This is a genomic window from Peptoclostridium litorale DSM 5388, from assembly GCF_900141635.1.
Classification (GTDB): domain Bacteria; phylum Bacillota; class Clostridia; order Peptostreptococcales; family Peptostreptococcaceae; genus Peptoclostridium; species Peptoclostridium litorale.
Map to the genome: position 1 here is coordinate 60,864 of NZ_FSRH01000011.1, position 20,278 is coordinate 81,141.

20 protein-coding genes are annotated in these 20,278 nt (G+C 43.2%); 12 read left to right on the plus strand and 8 right to left on the minus strand.

What is annotated here, in order from left to right; all coding sequences use genetic code 11:
* Positions 1–379: 379 nt before the first annotated feature.
* The 5 genes from BUQ87_RS10755 (at position 380) to BUQ87_RS10775 (ending at position 4,974) form a co-directional block, all read left to right on the plus strand.
* Positions 380–1,570, plus strand: a complete 1,191-nt coding sequence (locus tag BUQ87_RS10755; RefSeq protein ID WP_038264325.1) for a pyridoxal phosphate-dependent aminotransferase — start codon at positions 380–382, stop codon at positions 1,568–1,570.
* Positions 1,571–1,598: 28 nt separating this feature from the next.
* Entirely contained in the window at positions 1,599–2,987 is a 1,389-nt protein-coding gene (locus BUQ87_RS10760) for an oxaloacetate decarboxylase subunit alpha (RefSeq protein ID WP_038264682.1), read from the plus strand.
* Between the two features lie 96 nt (positions 2,988–3,083).
* Entirely contained in the window at positions 3,084–3,416 is a 333-nt protein-coding gene (locus BUQ87_RS10765) for an OadG family protein (protein ID WP_038264322.1), read from the plus strand.
* A gap of 38 nt (positions 3,417–3,454) precedes the next feature.
* On the plus strand, positions 3,455–3,814 hold the full coding sequence (locus BUQ87_RS10770) for a biotin/lipoyl-containing protein (RefSeq protein ID WP_038264320.1): 360 nt from the start codon (positions 3,455–3,457) through the stop codon (positions 3,812–3,814).
* 44 nt (positions 3,815–3,858) lie between these two features.
* Complete coding sequence (locus BUQ87_RS10775) at positions 3,859–4,974, plus strand: sodium ion-translocating decarboxylase subunit beta (protein WP_038264318.1); 1,116 nt, start codon at positions 3,859–3,861, stop codon at positions 4,972–4,974.
* Positions 4,975–5,088: 114 nt separating this feature from the next.
* On the opposite strand, the gene BUQ87_RS10780 is transcribed toward BUQ87_RS10775, so the two are convergent.
* From BUQ87_RS10780 to BUQ87_RS10810, 7 genes are all read right to left on the minus strand, one after another.
* Positions 5,089–6,510 carry a stalk domain-containing protein gene (locus BUQ87_RS10780; RefSeq protein ID WP_038264316.1) on the minus strand — a complete coding sequence of 474 codons (1,422 nt, stop codon included), beginning with the start codon at positions 6,508–6,510 and terminating at the stop codon, positions 5,089–5,091.
* Between the two features lie 193 nt (positions 6,511–6,703).
* Positions 6,704–7,384 (minus strand): ABC transporter ATP-binding protein, encoded by a 681-nt coding sequence (locus BUQ87_RS10785; protein WP_330391340.1) that lies wholly within the window; start codon positions 7,382–7,384, stop codon positions 6,704–6,706.
* Between the two features lie 10 nt (positions 7,385–7,394).
* A complete protein-coding gene (locus tag BUQ87_RS10790; RefSeq protein WP_038264311.1) occupies positions 7,395–8,552 on the minus strand; it encodes an ABC transporter permease in 1,158 nt (385 codons plus the stop codon).
* Between the two features lie 14 nt (positions 8,553–8,566).
* Positions 8,567–9,847 (minus strand): efflux RND transporter periplasmic adaptor subunit, encoded by a 1,281-nt coding sequence (locus BUQ87_RS10795; protein WP_038264309.1) that lies wholly within the window; start codon positions 9,845–9,847, stop codon positions 8,567–8,569.
* 74 nt (positions 9,848–9,921) lie between these two features.
* Complete coding sequence (locus tag BUQ87_RS10800) at positions 9,922–10,407, minus strand: hypothetical protein (RefSeq protein ID WP_159434324.1); 486 nt, start codon at positions 10,405–10,407, stop codon at positions 9,922–9,924.
* A gap of 242 nt (positions 10,408–10,649) precedes the next feature.
* Positions 10,650–12,152, minus strand: a complete 1,503-nt coding sequence (locus BUQ87_RS10805; RefSeq protein WP_038264304.1) for a sensor histidine kinase — start codon at positions 12,150–12,152, stop codon at positions 10,650–10,652.
* A 1-nt stretch (position 12,153) separates the two neighbouring features.
* A complete protein-coding gene (locus BUQ87_RS10810) occupies positions 12,154–12,837 on the minus strand; it encodes a response regulator transcription factor (RefSeq protein ID WP_038264302.1) in 684 nt (227 codons plus the stop codon).
* Between the two features lie 305 nt (positions 12,838–13,142).
* Here BUQ87_RS10810 and BUQ87_RS10815 point away from each other — a divergent pair, with 305 nt between their 5' ends.
* From BUQ87_RS10815 to BUQ87_RS10840, 7 genes are all read left to right on the plus strand, one after another.
* Complete coding sequence (locus BUQ87_RS10815) at positions 13,143–14,234, plus strand: TolC family protein (RefSeq protein WP_038264299.1); 1,092 nt, start codon at positions 13,143–13,145, stop codon at positions 14,232–14,234.
* 122 nt (positions 14,235–14,356) lie between these two features.
* Complete coding sequence (locus BUQ87_RS10820; RefSeq protein ID WP_038264296.1) at positions 14,357–14,863, plus strand: HAD-IIIA family hydrolase; 507 nt, start codon at positions 14,357–14,359, stop codon at positions 14,861–14,863.
* 199 nt (positions 14,864–15,062) lie between these two features.
* Positions 15,063–16,133, plus strand: coding sequence for a TlpA family protein disulfide reductase (locus tag BUQ87_RS10825; protein WP_052636085.1), 1,071 nt, complete (start codon positions 15,063–15,065; stop codon positions 16,131–16,133).
* Between the two features lie 40 nt (positions 16,134–16,173).
* Positions 16,174–16,314, plus strand: a complete 141-nt coding sequence (locus tag BUQ87_RS15285; RefSeq protein ID WP_159434325.1) for a CD1871A family CXXC motif-containing protein — start codon at positions 16,174–16,176, stop codon at positions 16,312–16,314.
* A gap of 1 nt (position 16,315) precedes the next feature.
* A complete protein-coding gene (locus tag BUQ87_RS10830) occupies positions 16,316–17,179 on the plus strand; it encodes a 4Fe-4S binding protein (RefSeq protein WP_038264294.1) in 864 nt (287 codons plus the stop codon).
* A gap of 121 nt (positions 17,180–17,300) precedes the next feature.
* Positions 17,301–17,858 (plus strand): TetR/AcrR family transcriptional regulator, encoded by a 558-nt coding sequence (locus BUQ87_RS10835; RefSeq protein WP_038264291.1) that lies wholly within the window; start codon positions 17,301–17,303, stop codon positions 17,856–17,858.
* Positions 17,859–17,960: 102 nt separating this feature from the next.
* Positions 17,961–19,373 carry an MATE family efflux transporter gene (locus tag BUQ87_RS10840; RefSeq protein WP_074210103.1) on the plus strand — a complete coding sequence of 471 codons (1,413 nt, stop codon included), beginning with the start codon at positions 17,961–17,963 and terminating at the stop codon, positions 19,371–19,373.
* Between the two features lie 59 nt (positions 19,374–19,432).
* On the opposite strand, the gene BUQ87_RS10845 is transcribed toward BUQ87_RS10840, so the two are convergent.
* A complete protein-coding gene (locus tag BUQ87_RS10845; RefSeq protein WP_038264288.1) occupies positions 19,433–20,185 on the minus strand; it encodes a hypothetical protein in 753 nt (250 codons plus the stop codon).
* Positions 20,186–20,278: the final 93 nt, after the last annotated feature.

A 20,278-nucleotide genomic window follows, 5' to 3' on the forward strand; every position in this document is an offset into this window, starting at 1 on the left:
AATGATATTGTAAGCTGAAATCCATATATACACATATCGTGAAAAGGTCCGAGGGGCCTTTTTTTATTTTATGGAAGATCAGATGTTTAGCCGGATCATCGTACGAGCTAGAAATGGAAGTTTGAAATGGTTATATTTTACATATGGGAATGAAAAAAAGCATTCAAAATCCGACAAAATCCTTCCTAATAAAACAAAAGGTTTTCGGTCGATAACCCATAATATAAAAAGAAAAAATTGATTTTTTGAAAACAATAAAAGGGAAAAAGAGATAAAAGCATTATTTTATCTATGTACTAAAAAGGAGCATATTGATAAAATAATGCCATAAAGAAAAAGCTTGCCGACTGACAAGCTATAAATTTGAAGGAGGGTTATTATGAAAAAGAATCTATCTACTAAAAATATGAGCATAGCTCCATCGGTAACACTTGCAATAACTGCGAAGGCAAAGAAGATGAAGGGCGACGGAGAAGACGTTATAAGCTTTGGAGCGGGAGAGCCAGACTTTAAAACCCCTGAAAACATAAGAAGGGCTGCGATAAAGGTAATTGAAGAAGGTAGCATTGGATACACGGCAGCATCAGGGCTTTTGGAGCTCAAGGAGTCTATATGTGAAAAGCTCAAAAAGGACAACGGCCTTTCATATGAGCCAGAAAGCATAGTTGTATCCTGCGGAGCAAAGCATTCGCTTTCAAATGCGCTTCAGGCGATATGCAATCCGGGAGATGAGGTCATAGTGCCGCTGCCATACTGGGTGAGCTACCCGGAGCTTGTGAAAATGGCGGATGCAAACCCTGTATTTGTAGAGGCCTGTGAAGAAAACGGATTCAAGTATTCGGTAGATGATCTGAAGGCTGCCATAAATGAGAACACAAAGGCCCTGATACTTAACAGCCCTAGCAATCCGACAGGTGCGGTCTATACAAATGACGAGCTTGAGGAGATAGCCAAAATAGCAGTGGAAAACAATATATATGTGATATCAGACGAAATATATGAAAAGCTCATATATGAAGGAAAACACATAAGCATTGCATCGCTTGGAGAAAGGATAAAGGAGCTTACAATAGTCGTAAATGGCGTTTCCAAATGCTATGCCATGACCGGATGGAGGATAGGTTATACGGCTGCAAACAGGGAGATAACAAGAGTGATGGAAAACATACAGAGCCATGCCACTTCAAATCCAAACACAATAGCCCAGTATGCGAGCATTGAGGCTCTAAATGGAGACCAGAGCATACTTAAAGATATGAAGAAGGCATTTGACGAGAGAAGGAATTTCATGGCGGACAGAATAAACAGCATAGATGGAGTTTCTTGCACAAAGCCTGCAGGAGCATTTTATGTGATGATGAACATAAAAGAAATACTAGGAAGGGAAATAGGCGGAGTCAAAATAGAAAATTCAATGGATTTTGCAAACTACCTTCTTGACAGCGCAAAGGTAGCCGTAGTGCCTGGAATAGGATTTGGAAGCGAAGGCTATGTAAGGCTTTCATACGCAACATCGCTTGACAACATAATGGAAGGGCTTGAAAGAATTGAAAAGGCAATGGATGCATAATTATGCTGAAACTGAAAGAGGTGATACTGTGAACAAGCTAAGTATAACTGAAACCGGGCTCAGGGACGGCCATCAGTCCCTAATGGCAACGAGGCTTAGGATAGATGAGATACTGCCGATTCTTGAAACAATGGACAAAGTAGGATACCACTCAATGGAGGTCTGGGGAGGAGCTACATTCGACTCGTGCCTTAGATTCTTGAACGAGGACCCCTGGGAAAGGCTGAGGGAGATAAGAAAGAGGGTCAAAAACACAAAGCTCCAGATGCTCCTTAGGGGTCAGAACCTTCTTGGATACAGGCATTATTCGGACGAGATAGTGGACCGGTTCATATCAAAGTCAATTGAAAACGGAATAGACATAATAAGGCTTTTCGACGCCTTGAACGACGTGAGGAATCTTCAAACTTCAATGAAGGTTATAAAAAGAGAGGGCGGGCACTGCCAGTGTGCGATATCATACACTACAAGCATAGTCCACACGCTTGATTACTATGTGGACAAGGTCAGGGAGATGGAGCATATGGGTGCCGACTCCATATGCATAAAGGACATGGCTGGAATACTAACTCCCAATAACGCATATGAGCTTGTAAAGAGGCTAAAGGAAAGCACGAGCCTTCCAATAGAGCTTCACAACCACTGCACAAGCGGCATAGCGTCTATGGCATACATGAGAGCGGTTGAGGCCGGTGTTGACATAATAGATACGGCGATATCGCCTCTTTCGGGAGGGACATCACAGCCTCCTACAGAGCCTCTCGCGATGGCGTTTTCAGAAACTCAGAGGAATCCGGAACTGGACATAGAAGCATTAAATGAGGTGGCGGCATATTTCAAGCCCATAAGGGACAAATACGTTGAAAACGGAACGCTCAACATAAAGGTGCTCTATACAGAGCCAAAGACTCTCAGCTACCAGGTTCCAGGGGGAATGCTTTCCAACCTTCTTTCACAGCTTCAGATGCAAAATGCACAGGACAAGTATGAAGACGTGCTTGCAGAGGTTCCAAGGGTGAGGGCAGACCTTGGCTTCCCGCCGCTTGTGACTCCGCTGAGCCAGATGGTGGGAACTCAGGCTGTGTTCAATGTGCTAACAGGCGAGAGATACAAGCTTGTGCCAAAGGAGATAAAGGCGTACGTGAAGGGGCTTTACGGAAAGGCTCCTGTTGAAATAGAAGAAAGCGTAAGAAAGAAGATAATAGGGGACGAAGAGGTTATAACTGTAAGACCGGCAGACCTTATAGACGAGAGCATGGATGACATCAAAAGAGAGATTGAAGGGCTGTATGAGAGCGAAGAGGACGTACTTTCATATGCGCTTTTCCCACAGGTGGCGAAAAAGTTTTTCGAGGACAGGAAAAACGAAGGAACAGCTGAAGATGGAATAATAGACATAAATGTGACAATAGGGTAAAAATAGACTTTCAATTTGAACAAAATCAGAGCTGCTTGACATGCAGACATATAAATTATTATGACAATATAATTGTCTCGATAGAGAGGTGAAAGAATGCTTGGCGAATCTGTAACTCTAACCCAGGCTTTGAAGGTGACAGGACTCAGTATGACAGTGGTGTTTGTGGCGCTGTTCGTAATATGTCAAATATTGGAGCTTTTCGGTGTTATATTTTATAAGAGAGGGCTCAACAAGAAAAGTGAGAAGATATCCGAACAGCCAGCTGCACAGTCAAAATGCGAAGAATCGGGCAAAGCTGGATACGTGGATATTTTAAATCCTCAAAGCGATGAGGATTTGGCCGCAGTAGCTGTTGCATCGATACTTTTCAGCGACAACTCAGGCAAAAGGAATGTAAGGATAAAGAGCATAAGAAGACTAGGCTAAGCAACCATAAAAATTTTAATGACTGGGAGGAATTAAAAATGAAAAAATATAGAATAAATATCAATGGAATGGCATATGAGGTTGAAGTGGAGGAAATGGGAGAAGTTCAGGCGTCATCTTCAAATGTACAGACAAACACAGCGAACTCATCACCTGCACCAAAGCCTTCTGCGACAAGTGGCTCAGCAGAGGCAATAAGCGCACCTATGCCTGGAACAATAGTTGATATAAAAGTTAGAGAAGGGGATGCGGTTAAGTCGGGACAGGTAATAATGGTTCTTGAGGCAATGAAGATGGAAAATGAGATAGTGGCTCCAAAGGATGGAAAGATAGTGGCCATAAAGGCTGCAAAGGGGGCCTCTGTTTCTTCAGGAGAGGCGCTGCTTGACATAGCTTAATTTAAAAGACATTGATAAATGAAAGAATATGAAAGGAGCCTGAAATGGGACAGATGCTTACACAGTTTTGGAACGCAACGGGATTTGTGTCCATGACATATAAAGAACTTATTATGATAGCACTAGCATGTGTATTTTTATACCTTGCAGTTAAGAAGGGGTATGAGCCATATCTTTTAATTCCAATATCATTTGGAATGCTTCTTGTAAACCTTCCAAACACAGGAATTATGGGGGATGATGGGCTGCTACACTACCTGTACATGGGAACAAAGCTTGGGATATATCCACCACTAATATTCCTGTGCGTGGGAGCCAGCACTGACTTTGGACCCCTTATAGCAAACCCCAAGAGCATACTTCTTGGGGCAGCTGCCCAGTTTGGTATATTCTTCGCATTCGTCGGAGCAATACTGCTTAAGTTCACAGGGCCACAGTCGGCATCTATAGGGATAATAGGAGGAGCGGATGGGCCTACGGCGATATATCTTACAAGCCAGCTTGCAAAAGACCTTCTAGGACCGATAGCACTTGCTGCATATTCATACATGGCGCTTGTGCCTATAATACAGCCTCCTATAATGAAATTTTTGACTACAGAAGAGGAAAGAAGCGTTAAGATGGAGCAGCTAAGGCCTGTATCAAAGACTGAAAAGGTAGTATTTCCAATAGTTGTTGCCATATTTACAATACTTCTGCTTCCGTCTTCGGCACCTCTTGTAGGGATGCTGATGTTTGGGAATCTCATAAAGGAGTCAGAAATGGTTCCAAAGCTTGTTGAAACCGCACAAGGGCCAATGATGTATATAATAACTATAATACTTGGGCTTACAGTAGGGGCCAAGGCCAATGCAGACACTTTTCTTACAGTGCAAACGCTTGGGATAATAGCACTTGGACTTGCCGCGTTTTCAGTGGGAACGGCTTCGGGAGTCCTGTTTGGAAAGGTTATGTACAGGATGACAGGCGGAAAGATAAACCCGCTTATAGGAGCAGCTGGTGTTTCAGCGGTACCTATGGCTGCAAGGGTTGTGCAAAAGGAAGGCTCAAAGGCCAACCCTTCAAACTTTCTTCTCATGCACGCGATGGGGCCTAATGTGGCAGGTGTTATAGGATCTGCCGTTGCAGCAGGGGTGCTTTTGAACCTTTTTAAAATGTAAAACCATATAGCAACTCAGCGAGCATATGCTCTATTTTCAATAGGAAGTATGATTGCAAATAAAAAAACTCATCCATGACGGACGAGTTTTTTTATTTGATTTATAAAAGCTATTTTATTGGTTGGCAGATTCAGTTTCAACTACGGCATCAGCATCAGCCGCTTCTTCATACTCATACTCATACTCATCTTCATAAGCAGGGAATTCAAAAGGAGTAACTTCAGGTATTTCTATAGTTACATCCTTGGCTTCAACGTCTGCAGTAACTTTTAGATCAACGTCAACAGCGCCTTGCTCTTCTGGCATGTCCATTTTTAGCTTTACAGCCATGTCGTAGCTGTCAAGCTTGTCATTGCTGTAAACGTAGTTGAAAGAGATATTGAACTCGGATGTTTTCATGAATTCTTCGAATTCAGCCATAGACTTGTCAGTCTCGTCTTCAGGAGCAAATTCAGCAACTAGAGTGCTTATGAAATCAGATACATCTTCTTTGTCTATTGAGAAAGATGCTGTAGTCTTGCTTCCCTTTTTAGATATTTTTACTCTTTCATTTTTGAAGAATTCCTTGAATATTTCATATCCTTTTTCAACATTTTCATAAGTGTTCACGTCAAGGTCATAGCTTGATGCAAATATCATCTTAAGCAGCTGAGAAGGCTTTTTCACAGCGCTGTTTTGCATAAGCATTCCCATGTCCATAGTTCCTGCAGAGTCAAGCGGCTGCTGCATCCACTGGTCTCCAAGCATAGACATCTTAACGTACATGTTTTCTTCGTCCATGACCATTGAATACTTCATTCCGTTTATCATGGCAAGAGCCATTGCGGACTCATCAGTCGCAGGGGAGAAAGCTATGTCCTCGAAAGACATGTCTGCAGCCATGCGAGGAAGGTTCACAAGTATGTCAGCCTTCAATTTTCCTGCAAAATCATATTTCTTGGCTTCAGCGTCCGTGTAAGATCCCTTCACATCGTATACTACGTCCATGCTTCCCTTTTCGAAAGAGTTGGACATCTCAAGAAGTTTTCTGTAGTTAGAAAGAGATGAGTCGTTTTCAAACTTCTTGTCTATTTCAGAAAAGTCTAAAACAACAATTGTGTCAACATCTGAACTAAATGAATATCCGCAAGTTATGTCGAATGTAGAAAGAATGTCGCATACAGGCACGTACATTTCATTGTCTACTTTGACTATTGAGTCAACGTAAAGGTCTACATCTTCTTTTGCTCCGTCTTTTTCAACTGTCATAATGGTGTCATTTGATGAAAGCTCTATTTTCACTCCGTCTTTTTCACCAGTTATTTTCTTTGTAGAGTAAGAATAGCTTCCATCTATTCCGAAAGTCTTGAACAGTTCCTTGTATGGAGCGTATACCTCTCCATCGATTGACAAAGGTTCCGAAGTGAATGATAGGTATTCCTTGTTAAATTTGATTTTAGCTGGAGACGTCTCCACATCTTCTTGACCAAAAGCAACTGTCGATAGAGAAAGTACCATGACAATTGCAAGAATCATGCTTGTAAGTTTTTTAAACACAGTATTACCTCCTGTTAATATAATATTATTACATGAGTAAATATTACTACAATATGAAGGAGTATTGTAGTAATATTTATAAATTTAAGGAAATATTAAGTTTAAATAGACGGGTGAAAATAAAAATGAGGCCCCTTGTAAATATGGAATTCCTCACTTTTATTTTCGCCTGCCATATGGATTTGTTTGAAGTCTATTTAGTGATTACAATTTCCCCATCCTTTATTGTAATAACCCGTGTGCAAATGCTTGCAACCTCTTGGGAGTGAGTTATGAGTATTATGGTTTTTCCCTCTTGGTTGAGCTTTTTAAAAAGCTCCATTATGTCGCTTTCAGATTTGGAGTCGAGGTTTCCGGTGGGCTCGTCTGCGAGCAGTATGCTTGGATTTGCGGCAAGGGCCCTTGCCACGGCAACCCTTTGCTGCTGGCCGCCTGAAAGCTCTACAGGCTTGTGGTGCATTCTGTCCAGAAGGTCCACTGATTCAAGGGCCTTTACCGCATGGGGCTTGGCGCTTTTTCGCGTGTATCCTCTTATCAAAAGGGGCATTTCGACGTTTTCAAGAGCGTTGAATTTAGAAAGCAGGTTGAACTTTTGGAATATGAAGCCTATCGTCTGGTTTCTAATTTTTGAAAGGCTAAAGTCGTTTTCAAATGATACCTCGGCGCCGTTGAATATATATTTGCCTGAAGTGGGACTGTCTATGAGGCCTATTATGTTCATGATCGTAGACTTTCCGCTTCCGGAAGGCCCTAGTATTGCCAAAAAGTCGCCTTCGTATATTTCAAGGTCTATCCCTTTTAGGACTTGAAGCTCCTGGCTCCCCATGGAGTATGACTTTTTTATGTTCTGAAGCGTTATTATAGGCTCTTTCACTTTATCACTCCTATTCATATCTTAATGCGTCTATTGTCTTGAGATTTGAAGCCTGAAGGGCGGGGTAGTATCCAAACAAAGTGCCTGCAATAAGCGAAAACCCAAGGGCTATTATGAAGGCGCCCGGAGTAAGCAGAAGCTTTATTTCAAACACTTTGAGTACGGGAATGAGAGTGACTGAAGACAATACTCCAAGTATGCCGCCTATAAAGCTTATTATCAGTGATTCAAAAAGGAAGCTAAGGAGGATGTCCCTTCTGGTTGCGCCGAGAGCCTTCAATATTCCGATTTCCCTGGTCCTCTCCTTCACAGATACGAAAAGCACGTTCATTATTCCTATTCCTCCGACTATTAGAACTATGACTCCTATTGAGGCAAGCAGCAGGGCTATTGTGCTGGCGGATTCTGTGGCGGCCTCAAGTACGCTGCCCACGTCCCTTATCCAGAAGGGGTTGGTTTCGTACTTAAGTGTCAAAAGTCCTTCGATTTCTGTCTGAAGCTCCATTACATCTTCTATCGAAGGGGCTAGTGCGGTTATCTGGGTTGACGAGTTTGGCCCTCCTACATAATACTTCATGACATCATAAGGTATATATGCACAAAGGTCGCTTGAGCTGTTTCCAGTTCTCTTTAGAACCCCGGATACCGTGTATTTTTGACCGTTTATGAGAATCTCACTGTCTGAAGGGCCTTCGACGGTGAAAAGTTCCGCGGCTACGTCGCTTCCTATGACAGCAGACTTTGACATTTTTTCTATGTCATCGCCTGACAAAAGGGAGCCCGACTCTATTTCGAGACTGTTTATGGCAAAATAGTTTTCATATACACCCTTCACTGATGCTTCTACAGAGTCGGTTTTGTATGACAGTGTTGCATTTGAAGAGTTGTTTATGGTTATGTCTTCGGCTAAAGACGAGTATTTGATTAAAAGCTCCAAGTCGTCTTCGGATGGTTTTTCATCCGAATTTCTCTGGGACATCACAGTTATGCTCTGTGCATTTAGCGAAGAAAACTTTTCGGCTACATCTATTTTAGACTGGTTCCCTATGCCTATTACCATTATTATGGTGGCACATCCGACTATTATGCCAAGTGTTGTGAGGAATACCCTCGCCTTGTTTTGCATTATGTTTATTATTACGCTTCTTAGTATTTCACAAAGCCTCATGGCAATCCTCCCTTCTAGTGTCCGCCATTTCCGCCGCCTGGGGCCGTTCTCATTGCGCTTTTTCCGCCTGAGCTGTCAAGATTTACTGAAACCTTGACATTTTCACCCTCTGAAAGTCCGCCGGTGATTTGAGCGTACATGCTAGTCATAAGTCCAACCTCTACGATTTTTTCATTTTCTTCGCCTTCGGCGCCTACTACAGTTACCGCGTACTGGTTGCCTGAACTCGTTCTTGAAAGAGCCTTGCGGGGCACCATGAGTACGTTGTCAAGCTGGCTCGTTATGAATTCCACAGTGCAGCTCATCCCGTCTTTAACCATTTCTTCGGTTTGTGATATGGATATGCTGACCTCGTATGTCACCGTGCCGTTGTTGCTGGCTGTGGCTATTTGGTCTATGAATTCAACCGTTCCGTCATAGGTTTTTCTGCCAAGGGAGTTGAAGCTTATCTGCACAGGCATACCCAGACTGACCTTTGATATGTCGATTTCAGAAACGTCGGTTTTTATTGAGAGGCTGTTGTCGCTTGTTATCCTTATGAATGTGTCGTCTTCAGTTATTCTCTCGCCTTCTTTTTTGCTTATGTCAACTATAGTCCCTGAGACAGGTGAATATATCATTGATTTTTGAAGGTCGTCCTGGGCGTTTTTCAGGTTTTCCTCGGCCTTTTCAATTGACAGGATATCAATCTGCTCGTCTACAGAGCTGTTTTTTTCGGCATTGTATTTGTCAAGGGCTATGTCGTACTGAAGCTGGCAAGATTCCAAAGCCTGTCTTTTTTGGTCTATCACAATGTCTGAATAGGCGTCTTCTATACTGCAGACCATGTCGTATTCAGACTGCGCGTTTTCAAGATTGTTTTTTGCGCTTAGAAGAGAGTTTTCGAGTGACTGGATATTTTGCTGCCTGCTTTGGCTGTTTTTTTGATAAGAGAGCTTTGCCTGGTCGAGAGAGTTATTTTGGGTTGCAACGGCGCTTTCGTAGTCTTCGCTGCTTAGAGATGCTATGAGAGTGCCTGAATCTATGAAATCCCCTTCGCTGACATTCACGGTGCTTATGATCCCGGCTCTATCGAATGATATGTCATATGTGGAAAGTTCTACATAGCCGTTTGAAGTGAATGAATCCTTTATGCTTCCAATTTCAGCGGCGAATGTTTTTGTAAATGTCTTCTGCGAGGCTTCCTCGGTGTCTGAACCAGGCCTAAATAAAATTATAACGGCAACTGCAAGCGCAGCAGCTGAAATCAAGAATATTTTTTTGGCGTATTTGTGAGAAATTATTTTTTTAAGCATATGTTCTCCTTTCTCGTCCTGGTGAATGGAAGGAGAATCCTTGAAATGGATTCCCCCTGCTGCATATTGATTTTTTAATTGCGATTCTTTTTGCGAGATTTCATATCTTCAAGCATTTGGTCTCTCTCCTCAGGCGTCAGTGTCCCATCTTCTACCTGCTTGTCGAGATCAGCCCTTATATCACCACGTTTTTGAGCCATGTCATCCCCTGAAACGGCTTCTTTGTTTTCTAGCTTTGAAGAGTCTGCGACTTTTTCTTCAGAAGCCCTGTTTGCACTGGCATTAGAATCAGGTGATTGGTTAGTGGTTGATTTGTTGTCTGTTTGAACAGAGCTTGACTTTTTAACAGGCGCTGCAGTTGCTGCTGGAGCCTTATCTGTATTGGTGCTTGAAACATTTGAATCAGATGATTCGGATGGTTCCTCGCTTGCCTGGGATTCTTCTTCAAGTGGATCTGGAGAGGTTTGTTCGACTGTTTGAACTGTGACATCGTCTTCGATTTTTTCCTCTTCCACTTTTGACTGCATACATCCTGCCGTCACAAGAGAAATTACTAGCATTGCCATCATTAATGATATTTTTTTCATTTTACTGCCTCCTTGGTATTTTATATGTTATCTACAATATAAACTCAAAATATGATGAAAATATGATGCATATGTGAAAAAAAGATGAAAAAGCGAGGCTGATTTCAAATCTGAAATCAGCCTCGCTGCAGATAATATGCATTTTAAATTTTTATAGCCGACTTGCATGCGGAGTGCGTTTTTCAAAACATCTACAACACAGCAGTACAGGATAGCTATTGGACGGATTTCGTATTGAAGTACACGGTGGTGCCCTCGCCTTCTTTACTGGATATCCCGCATTTGAAGCCATGCATGTCAAGTATGTCCTTTGCTATTGACATCCCGAGCCCTGTCCCCTTGGGGCCGGATTTTCGGGCCTTGTCAACCTTGTAAAAGCGCTCCCATATATGGGCAATGTCGGACTCGGATATTCCGCAGCCCTCGTCCTGCACGCTTATTCTTACTGAGCCGTCGCTATTTTTGGCGGCCCTGAGGTATATGCTTTTGCCGCTTGGAGTGTGGTTTATGCTGTTTACCGTGAAGTTCATAAGGCATCTTGTTATCTTCTCCCTGTCGGCCTCTATGAATACAGGATCGGCACATTCCTTTAGCAGGCTGATTCCGGCTGCTGACGCCGCATTTATGCTCCTGTCCATTATGTCCCTGAATATGTCGCATACATTTATTTTCTCCAGGCTCAGGCTGGAATTGTCAGACTGGATGTTTGAAAGGTATATCATGTCTGAAACCATTGAGTTGAGTCTTTCGGTCTCGTCGAGTATTACGCCTGCGTCGTATGAAATACTCTCCTTGTCGTCTATGTCTATGTCGCGTATCATTTCGGAGTATGTCTTTATAACGCTCAAAGGGGTCTTGAATTCGTGAGTCACATTTGCAATGAAGTCCCTTCGAAGGCCTTCTATCTTGGCGAGCTCTCTGGACATCCTGTTGATGCTCTTTGCAAGAAGCCCTATTTCGTCGTTGTTTTTAACGCTCACCTGCATTCCGTATCGGCCTTTGGATATGGAGTCGGAAACGGATTTTATAAGCAGCAGAGGTTTTGCGAAATATTTTGCCAGCATGAATGCAAAAAGCGAAGATACGGCTATTGATATCAGGGCTATCAGGGCAAACTGCTTTTTGAGTATGGCCGTGGTCTCGTTTATGATTTTGGCCAGTGAAAAAAATATTAGATATCCAACCGTTTTTCCATTTTTCTGTACAGGCACACCAACCACTATTGTATGGAACCTTTTTTCGCTTTCGGATGAAAGCTTCTGGCTGAACTTTTCTCCCCTGTTCAGGCTCGTGTTGATTTTGTGTATTTCGTCTATGCTTTCGACAGGTCTCTTCAGAAGAAGTGAAAGGCTCTTGTAGAGCACGGCTCTGTTGTGTAGGTCGACATAGTAGAATGTGTCGGTATTTACTATGCCATTTTTAATGTCGGGTGGAATGCCGGGAACGTTTCCTGCGGCAGACCTAATGCGGGCGGCATCGTCTACAGGACGGAGCATTGGCTTTACGGGAAGGGCTTTCATTTTAAGTGATTTCAAGCTTTCAAGGTCACTATCCTCGAGCATCTGGGCAATGGCTTCTCCCTTCTCATATAGCCTGTTTATCCTGTCCTGTAGATAAAATTTATCCAAAAGGGATATGTTGAACCACCATATTACTATGAGAATCAGCATTACCATTGCGGTTATGGAAAGCCAGAGCTTTGAAAGTATGTTTTTCAAACTATTCACCCGCCTTGAACTTGTAGCCTTTTCCCCATACGGTTTTTATAAAAGTCTTATTGTCGCCGAGTTTTTCACGGAGCTGCTTTATGTGCGTGTCAACCGTTCTAAGGTCCCCGAAGAAGTCGTAGCCCCAGACCTTGTTCAGAAGCTGCTCGCGTGAAAAGACCATGTCCCCGTGCTGGCATAAAAAAGCCAATAGGTCGTATTCCTTAGGAGTAAGTCTGAGCTCGACTCCGTCGAGGAGAACCTCGTTTGAATCTATGTCGATTTCAAGGCTGCCGATTTTCAGGCTGCTGCTTTTGGTGTCTCTTGAAGCGCTGGATCTCTTTAATACGGCCTTCATCCTGGCCATGAGCTCTTTTGGGCTGAAGGGCTTCACAACATAGTCGTCAACTCCCAGTTCAAAGCCAAAGAGCTTGTCGTACTCCTCGCCCCTTGCGGTCATCATTATAACGGGAACATTTGACGATTGCCTTATCCTTCTCATTACGGACCAGCCGTCTATTTTGGGAATCATTATGTCGAGCAGCACAAAGTCCACGTCTGCAGACTCGAATATTTCTATCGCCATTTCGCCGTCTTCGGCCTCAAGCGCTGAAAATCCTTCGCGCTCCACATATTTTTTGACGGCGGACCTTAAAAGGGCTTCGTCTTCAACTATCAAAACATTTATTTTATCCATGTAAAACAGGCTCCTTTCATCCATTCAAATATTAATCTACGCAATGGTATGTGAAAATTCTCGTGTGCAGGCAGCTCGCAAAGCACTATCGGATATATATTAACATACGCTTGCACAAGTACAAAATTAAGGGTCAAATGTCCTCTATTGAGAATATACCACAATAACATGCGGTGTTGAATAAAAGAGTGGCATAAATCATAAAACCATCACAAATCCAGTATAAAACCATTACAAAAGATATGTAGCATGTAGTAAGGAGACAACATGTCAATTGGTACAATAAAAACAAGGGAGTGATCGATTTGAAGAGGATTTTAAGCAGGGCGGCTGCGGTTTTGGGCGTGGCGGCTGTATTTGCGTGCTGTGGAATTACTTCGTTTGCACAGGAAGAAGCCGGCTACATAGAGAGCGTCGTGGAGCAGAGCATACAGCAAAACCCGGATGTGATACTTTCGGGGCTTGAACTGGAAAAGAGTGATGCAGAGATAGAAAAACTCAAAAGGGAGCTTGGGGATCTGAAGGACGAGTCGTCCTATTCCCAGTTTGAAGTTCAAACACTTGAAGCACAGATACACTATGGTGAGCTTTTGGCGGACATATCGCATAAAAATATGTTGGATGAAAAAACGATAGAGATAAAAAAGGCGTATTATGACTATTTGTACAGCACGGAAAAGGTCAAGCTAATGCAAAAATCGTTGGATACTGCAAAAGAGCTTCTGGAGCAGGCGATTGTGAAGCTGGATGCAGGCTATATATCCAAATTCGAATATGAACAGGTGGAAATGTCATTTAGGCAAAAGGAAATTGAACTTGAAAAGGCAGCCATAGATATGGAGAGTACGGGGTATGGGCTAAACATTCTCGTTGGAGAGGACTTTAAAGGCGAAGTGGAAATTTTGAATGGAGCCTTTGAGATTGAAGGGTTTGACTTGGAGAGCGTTTCAGTGGATGAAATCATTGAATATATTGGCAGCAGCGACTATTTTCTTTTAAGCCTTGAAAAGACTACGGAAATTTCAAGAATCGACTACCAGAAGTCGCTCTCATACTATACGGACATAAATCTTGATACAAAGATAAAAAAGGCGCAGTATGAAAAAAACGCGTTCAACCTTGAAAACGCCATGAAGACCCTTGAAAAGGAGCTTGCTGAGGAACTGGCAGTACTCAAGCTTTCGGCGAGAGAAATCGGTATGGAGGCAGAAGAGGTTGAGCATCAGCAGAAGAAGTACAGTGCAAAAGTAAAAGAATATGAATCTGGATACGCAACCATATTGGATGTGGAGAATGAATATATGGCGCTTGAATCCAAGCAGCTTGATTATTTCAGCAAGGTGTACAAATACAACATATCTCTTATGAACTTCAAAGAAAAATATAATATAGATTAGTACTATCGATATATTTGCTGTGGGCTTTGCAAAAGGCCCCCTATCTAGTGTATATTAAATAGTAACTGGCGCATGTCATATGTTGACAGATTTTTGAAGATGTTTATAGGGAGGCGGTAAATTTGAAAATTGCTTTTATGGACAGGGACGGCACTATAGTAAAGGGATACCCAGATGAAAAATGGAAGGATATAAAGGAGCCTGAAATAATAGACGGTGCGCTTGAGACCATGAGTAAAATACTCGAAAATGGATATGAGATAATAATAATAACAAACCAGTATATAATAGGGGAGCCTGAATACGGATACTCTCTTGAAGACTATAATGAATACACCAAAAAGCTCATGGATATGTTCAAGGAGAAGGGGATAGAGATAAGGGACATATACTACTGTCCTCACGGCAGGCATGAAAACTGCAACTGCATAAAGCCAAAGCCTGGAATGATTCAAAAGGCACTTGAGGATTATCCGGAAACAGAACTGGAAAAGTCATTTTTAATAGGAGATTCCAAGGGCGACATGGAGCTTGCAAGCCATTTTGGCCTTAAAAGCTTTGGAATAGGCGTTGATTTTGAAGGAGCGGTAAAGCTTTCGGGCATAAGGGACGTTGTGAAGCATATATAAATACACGTAACGTACGATTGTGGATTCATTCCAACAGGAGATCGCTTTTGCAAAATTTCATTTCACTTTGTTATGGATTTCAGATTGTTTAAGGCTGGGTTAAGGCCAACTGGTGTAAAGCTGTGATATAATTGGCTTGGGAATGGCGAAAATGTATTTAATTGCTACTTGAAAAGTATCTGCATATGGAGGAATGAATATGAATAGGATATACGCACTGCTGCTTGTGCTTGCCCTTGCAGTGTCTGCAACGGGATGCTCGAAAAAAGACGAAAAGGCTGCCGGTGAAACCAATATGGAAAGCAGCCAGGAAAATGCCGAGGACTTGATAAAAGTAGACGAGCTTGGAATACAGTTCGAGTTTCCTCAGTCATGGCAAAATAGCGAGAACTTAAACCCCATGCTTTTAGGGCCTGTCGACGAGCCGTCTGACCCGATATACGGGAGGATAACATACGATTTCATATCGAGCGAAAAGATGAAGGAAATAGAAGAAAAAGGCGACAGCTTTGAAACCCAGGAAGAGGCTGAAGGTTTTTGGAAGGATGTGTTTTCCACCCAGAAAAAGATTGCAGACATAGTAATACTTCACAAGGACAGAATTGACGGCATGGAGGATGTGGGCAAGTACACCCAGTTAAAAAACAATGAAATTATAGGTGAAAACAGCGGGCTGGTTTACTATTTTTCATACAATGAACCAGACACCAAAGGACTTTCAGAGGAGTCGAAAAGGCTTTACAGCAAGCTTTATGGAGACCGTAAAAAGGTCAAAGATAGCGTAGGGATATTCAAGCCGCATTCGCCGGAGGACAAGCTGGCTGAAGTGGGAAGCATTCCCGACTTTTCGGCGAAGGACACAAAAGGAAAAGACGTGGACGCATCCATATTCGAGGGCCACAAGCTTACAATGGTCAACATATGGGCGACGTATTGCTCCCCGTGCATAGAGGAGATGCCGGAGCTCCAGGGGCTTTACGAGGAGATGAAGGGCAGGGGTGTCAATGTAGTGGGGATAATAGGCGACACTCCTGATGCGGAGAATGAAGAGATGGCAATGAAGATAATAGACGTAAAGGGAGTGGAATTTACGAATATAATTCCAGACGGCAGGCTCAAAGACGGCCTCATATCTACAATTGTGGGATACCCGACGTCTGTGTTCATAGACAAAGATGGCAACATGGTAGGAAAGCCTGTCGTAGGGTCGAGAAGCAAGGAAGAATATGAGAGCATAATAGATGGTATTTTGAAGGAAATGCAGGAATAGAGAGAGTCTGTTCCGATGATTTTACGCGGAAGGAGATCCTATGAGGGGAGAATCTAAAGCCAGGATTGCAATTGTTGCTGTGGGGATTGGCATTATGTTTTTTGGAATATCAAGGGGAGAGGTTGGCACAGTCCTTAAAAAAGCTGTCAACATATGCCTTGAGTGCATAGGTATAGGATGATATGGTGAGAAGAATTGTACAGGCTCTTTTTACACTGGCTTCAAACGGATACATCAAGGGATTTTACGAAGGAAGGATATACAAGGGAGACATAAAAAAGGTCTGCGTTCCAGGGCTAAATTGCTATTCCTGCCCTGGCGCGTTCGGGTCTTGCCCGATAGGCTCGCTTCAGGCTGTAATAGGGAGCATGAAATACACATTTTCATTCTATGTGAGCGGATTTTTGATGCTAATGGGTATAGTGTTCGGAAGGTTCATATGCGGATGGCTCTGTCCGTTCGGCCTATTTCAGGACCTTTTAAACAAGATACCGTCCAAAAAGGTGACTGTAAAGGGACTTTGGAAGAATATGAAGTACCTGAAATACGCAGTGCTTGCTGTATTTGTAGTGCTGCTGCCCCTTGTAATGAGGGACGAGCTTGGAATAAGCGCCCCTTATTTTTGCAAGTACATATGCCCTGCGGGAACCCTCGAAGGCGGGCTGCCTCTCGTGCTTATGAACGAAAGCCTCAAAAGCACAATAGGCTGGCTGTCTGCGTGGAAGACAATGCTTTTGGTTGTCACGATAATTTCTTCGATAGTGGTATTCAGGCCGTTTTGCAGATTTGTATGCCCTCTTGGGGCGATATATTCGCTTTTCAACAAGGTGAGCCTTTACAGGCTTAATGTGGACGAGAAGGCCTGCACGAGTTGCGGAATATGCGAAAGCGCGTGCAAGATGGGCATAAAAGCCTATGTTGAGCCAAACAGCCCTGAGTGCATAAGGTGCGGGGACTGCATAAAGAGCTGTCCTCAGGGGGCAATATACAGGGAAGACGTTGTAACGATTAAGACGAGCCATGGAAAAGTGAATAAAGTGGAGTGATTGCGATTCGAAAAAACCGCCTGTAATGGCGGTTTTTGTTTGACAAAAAAATTTTTTTATATTATTATGAATCCATGTTCATTTAAAATGAACTGAGATTCATAAAGAAAGGATGAAAGTTTTGCCCAAGATAATAAAGGATATAGAGGAGAAGATACTCATTTCTGCGATGGAGGCATTCGGCGAATACGGATATGCGAAATCAGACATGAAAAAAATAGCCGCAGGGGCGGGGATAGCTGTTGGAACCCTGTACAATTATTTCCCGAATAAAAAGGAGCTTTTCAAGAAGGTCTTTTCAAAGAGCTGGGAGATGACATTTGAAAAACTGGATGAAATATGCCGTGGAAGCGGATCGAGCATTGAAAAAATAGAACGCTTCATAACTGCGGTATATGACGATGTGACGTCAAGAAAAGGTCTCGGAAAAGAGCTCATAAGGGCGGACGTGCTGCCAATGGATTTTAGAAAGGACATAAGGAGTGCGATTTTCAGCAGGCTGGACTCGCTTTTTGAAGGCTACCTTAAAGAGAGCGGAATCGACATTGAAACTTCCAAAAGGTGGAGGCTCAGCGATTCTCTCATATCGACTCTTATGTGCATGCACAGGGCTTATCCGGGAGAAAGGGACGACAACATAGAGTTTGTGTTTGAGATGGTAAAGAGATATCTTGGTTAGCAGCGCATGCTGCATGCTGGTTTGAGACTAGGCGCAATGCAGTTTTTATATTAGCAGGGCGCGGTTATATGCACGCGCAGGAGTGAAAGGTGGCAAGTAAAAATGAAAAACGAAAACATAATGGACACAGACAATATAGGGAAGGCTCTCTTGAAGCTCGCAATACCGGGGATAATAGGAATGCTTGTAAATGCGGTGTACAACGTAGTGGACACAATATTTGTGGGGATGCTCCAAAACACAAGCGCCATAGCCGCGGTATCGGTGGCGTTTCCTCTTTTCATGCTTATATCGTCCATAGGGCTTATGTACGGGGTGGGAGCGGCTTCGTACATATCGAGGCTTCTTGGACAGAAAAGCAGGGAGCAGGCGGACAAGGCGGCGTCTACGACGTTTTTCACCGCCATAGTGACTGGAATAGCATTCACCATAGCGGGATATTTTTCGATAGAGCAGCTTCTTAAGATATTCGGCGCTACGCCTACAATAATGCCGTACGCAAAGACGTATACGACCATAATAATGCTTGGCTCTGTATTTACAATAATGAACATGACTATGAACAACATGATAAGGGCTGAAGGCGGTGCGAAGTACAGCATGATAGCCCTAAGCAGCGGGGCTATTATAAACATTGTACTTGACCCTGTTATGATGTTCGGGCTCGACATGGGAATAAACGGAGCTGCCGTGGCGACTGTAATAAGCCAGGCGGTATCGACTCTTATACTGCTTAGATATTATTTCCAGGGAAATAGTGTTGTTAAGGTAGCTCTTAAAAACTTCAAGCCGTCAAGGCACATATACTCTCAGATAATGAAGATAGGGCTTTCAACTCTGGGAAGGCAGTCTCTTTCGAGCGTATCGCTGGGAATGCTTAACACTGCGGCTGCAGTGTACGGAGATGTGGCTGTTGCCGCAATGGGAATCACGCTTAGGGTTTTCAGCATGGCGCTGTTTACAATATTCGGCTACAATCAGGGGATGCAGCCCCTTATAGGATACAACTACGGGGCCAAAAGGTTTGACAGGCTCAAAAAGACACTGGGAATATCTATAAAGGCTATGACCATATACAGCATTGTGTGCACTATCGTATTCTGGGCGTTTGCAGAGCAGATAGTGGGAGTGTTCAGCCAGGACATTCAGGTCATAGACATAGGATCGAGGACTCTAAGGGCTATGTGCCTCATGACGCCTCTTTTGGGATTCCAGCAGGTATATGCGGTGCTCTTCCAGGCGCTAGGAAAGGGGAAAGAGGCCTTTGTGCTTTCTCTTTCGAGGCAGGGGCTCTTTTTCATGCCTGCGATAATAGTACTTCCGAAGCTGTTTGGGCTTGACGGGGTGATATTCACCCAGACAGTGGCTGACTTCATGACAAACATACTTACGGCGTTTTTCGCATATAGCATATCAAAGGAGCTTGGCAAAGAAGAGGAAAAATACACCACAAAAGTGGATGAAAAGCCCGTATGCTGCGCTGTAAATCAGAATACGGCAAAGGTGTTGGAATAGAATGTATGCTGCATGTGAAACAAAAATGGCCTTGGGATTATCCCAAGGCCATTTTGAGCCTATTTAGATAAATATTCTACAAGCTCGGATTCGAATACCTGGTTTTCGACTTTTATGTTGCTCATTAGTGAAAGAGGAAAATTGGGAGAGATGCATACCTCTGATTCCAACTCACCGTCGATTTCCGAGCGTATTACAAACCCTTCTATGCCGGCATAAGCCTTCTTTTCGACAACCTCTGTGGATATTGAATGGCCGTCGCTTGAATACGAGGATTTATTGCCAACCTTTATCTGTCCGCTGGAAAGCGCCATGTGGAAAGCCCCCCTGCCTAAAAAAGGAGAATATAGAGTGGACATTACATGCTTGCTCGCAGGGCTCATCATCATTTGGACCATCATTTTTGAAAAAGCGTCTTCGCTGCTGTCGGTAAGTGAAAAAGAAAATGAATTGTCGCCGCTTTCGCCGGCTGCTTCCACGGTGACAAGGTTGTCTGCTTCCGGGATTACATTGATAGTGAACCAGCCTTCTTCAACGCTGCCGTCTTCGTTTGTGACCTTGGTTTCATACTTGAAAAAGTCCCCGGGTTGAAGTTCAAATGGCTTCCAGTTTTCAAAGCTTGCTGATGATTTTGAAGTCGATTCTGAGCCGCTGGACTTTGAATCTGAAGTGGCCGGGGAGCTAGTTGAACTGGATGATTTCCCGTTGCTTTCGGCATCCTTGTTGTCAGAGCCGCATCCGGATATTGAAAGAAGCGCTATTAGAAGAATTGCGACAATTGAAGCCGCTCTTTTCAATGTCGTTTTAAACATAATTCACACCTGCCTTTCGAATTTTTTACCATTTTGATAATTATACCCATGAAAATATGATGATATAGCTGAATTTTAAAATTCGAAGGCATG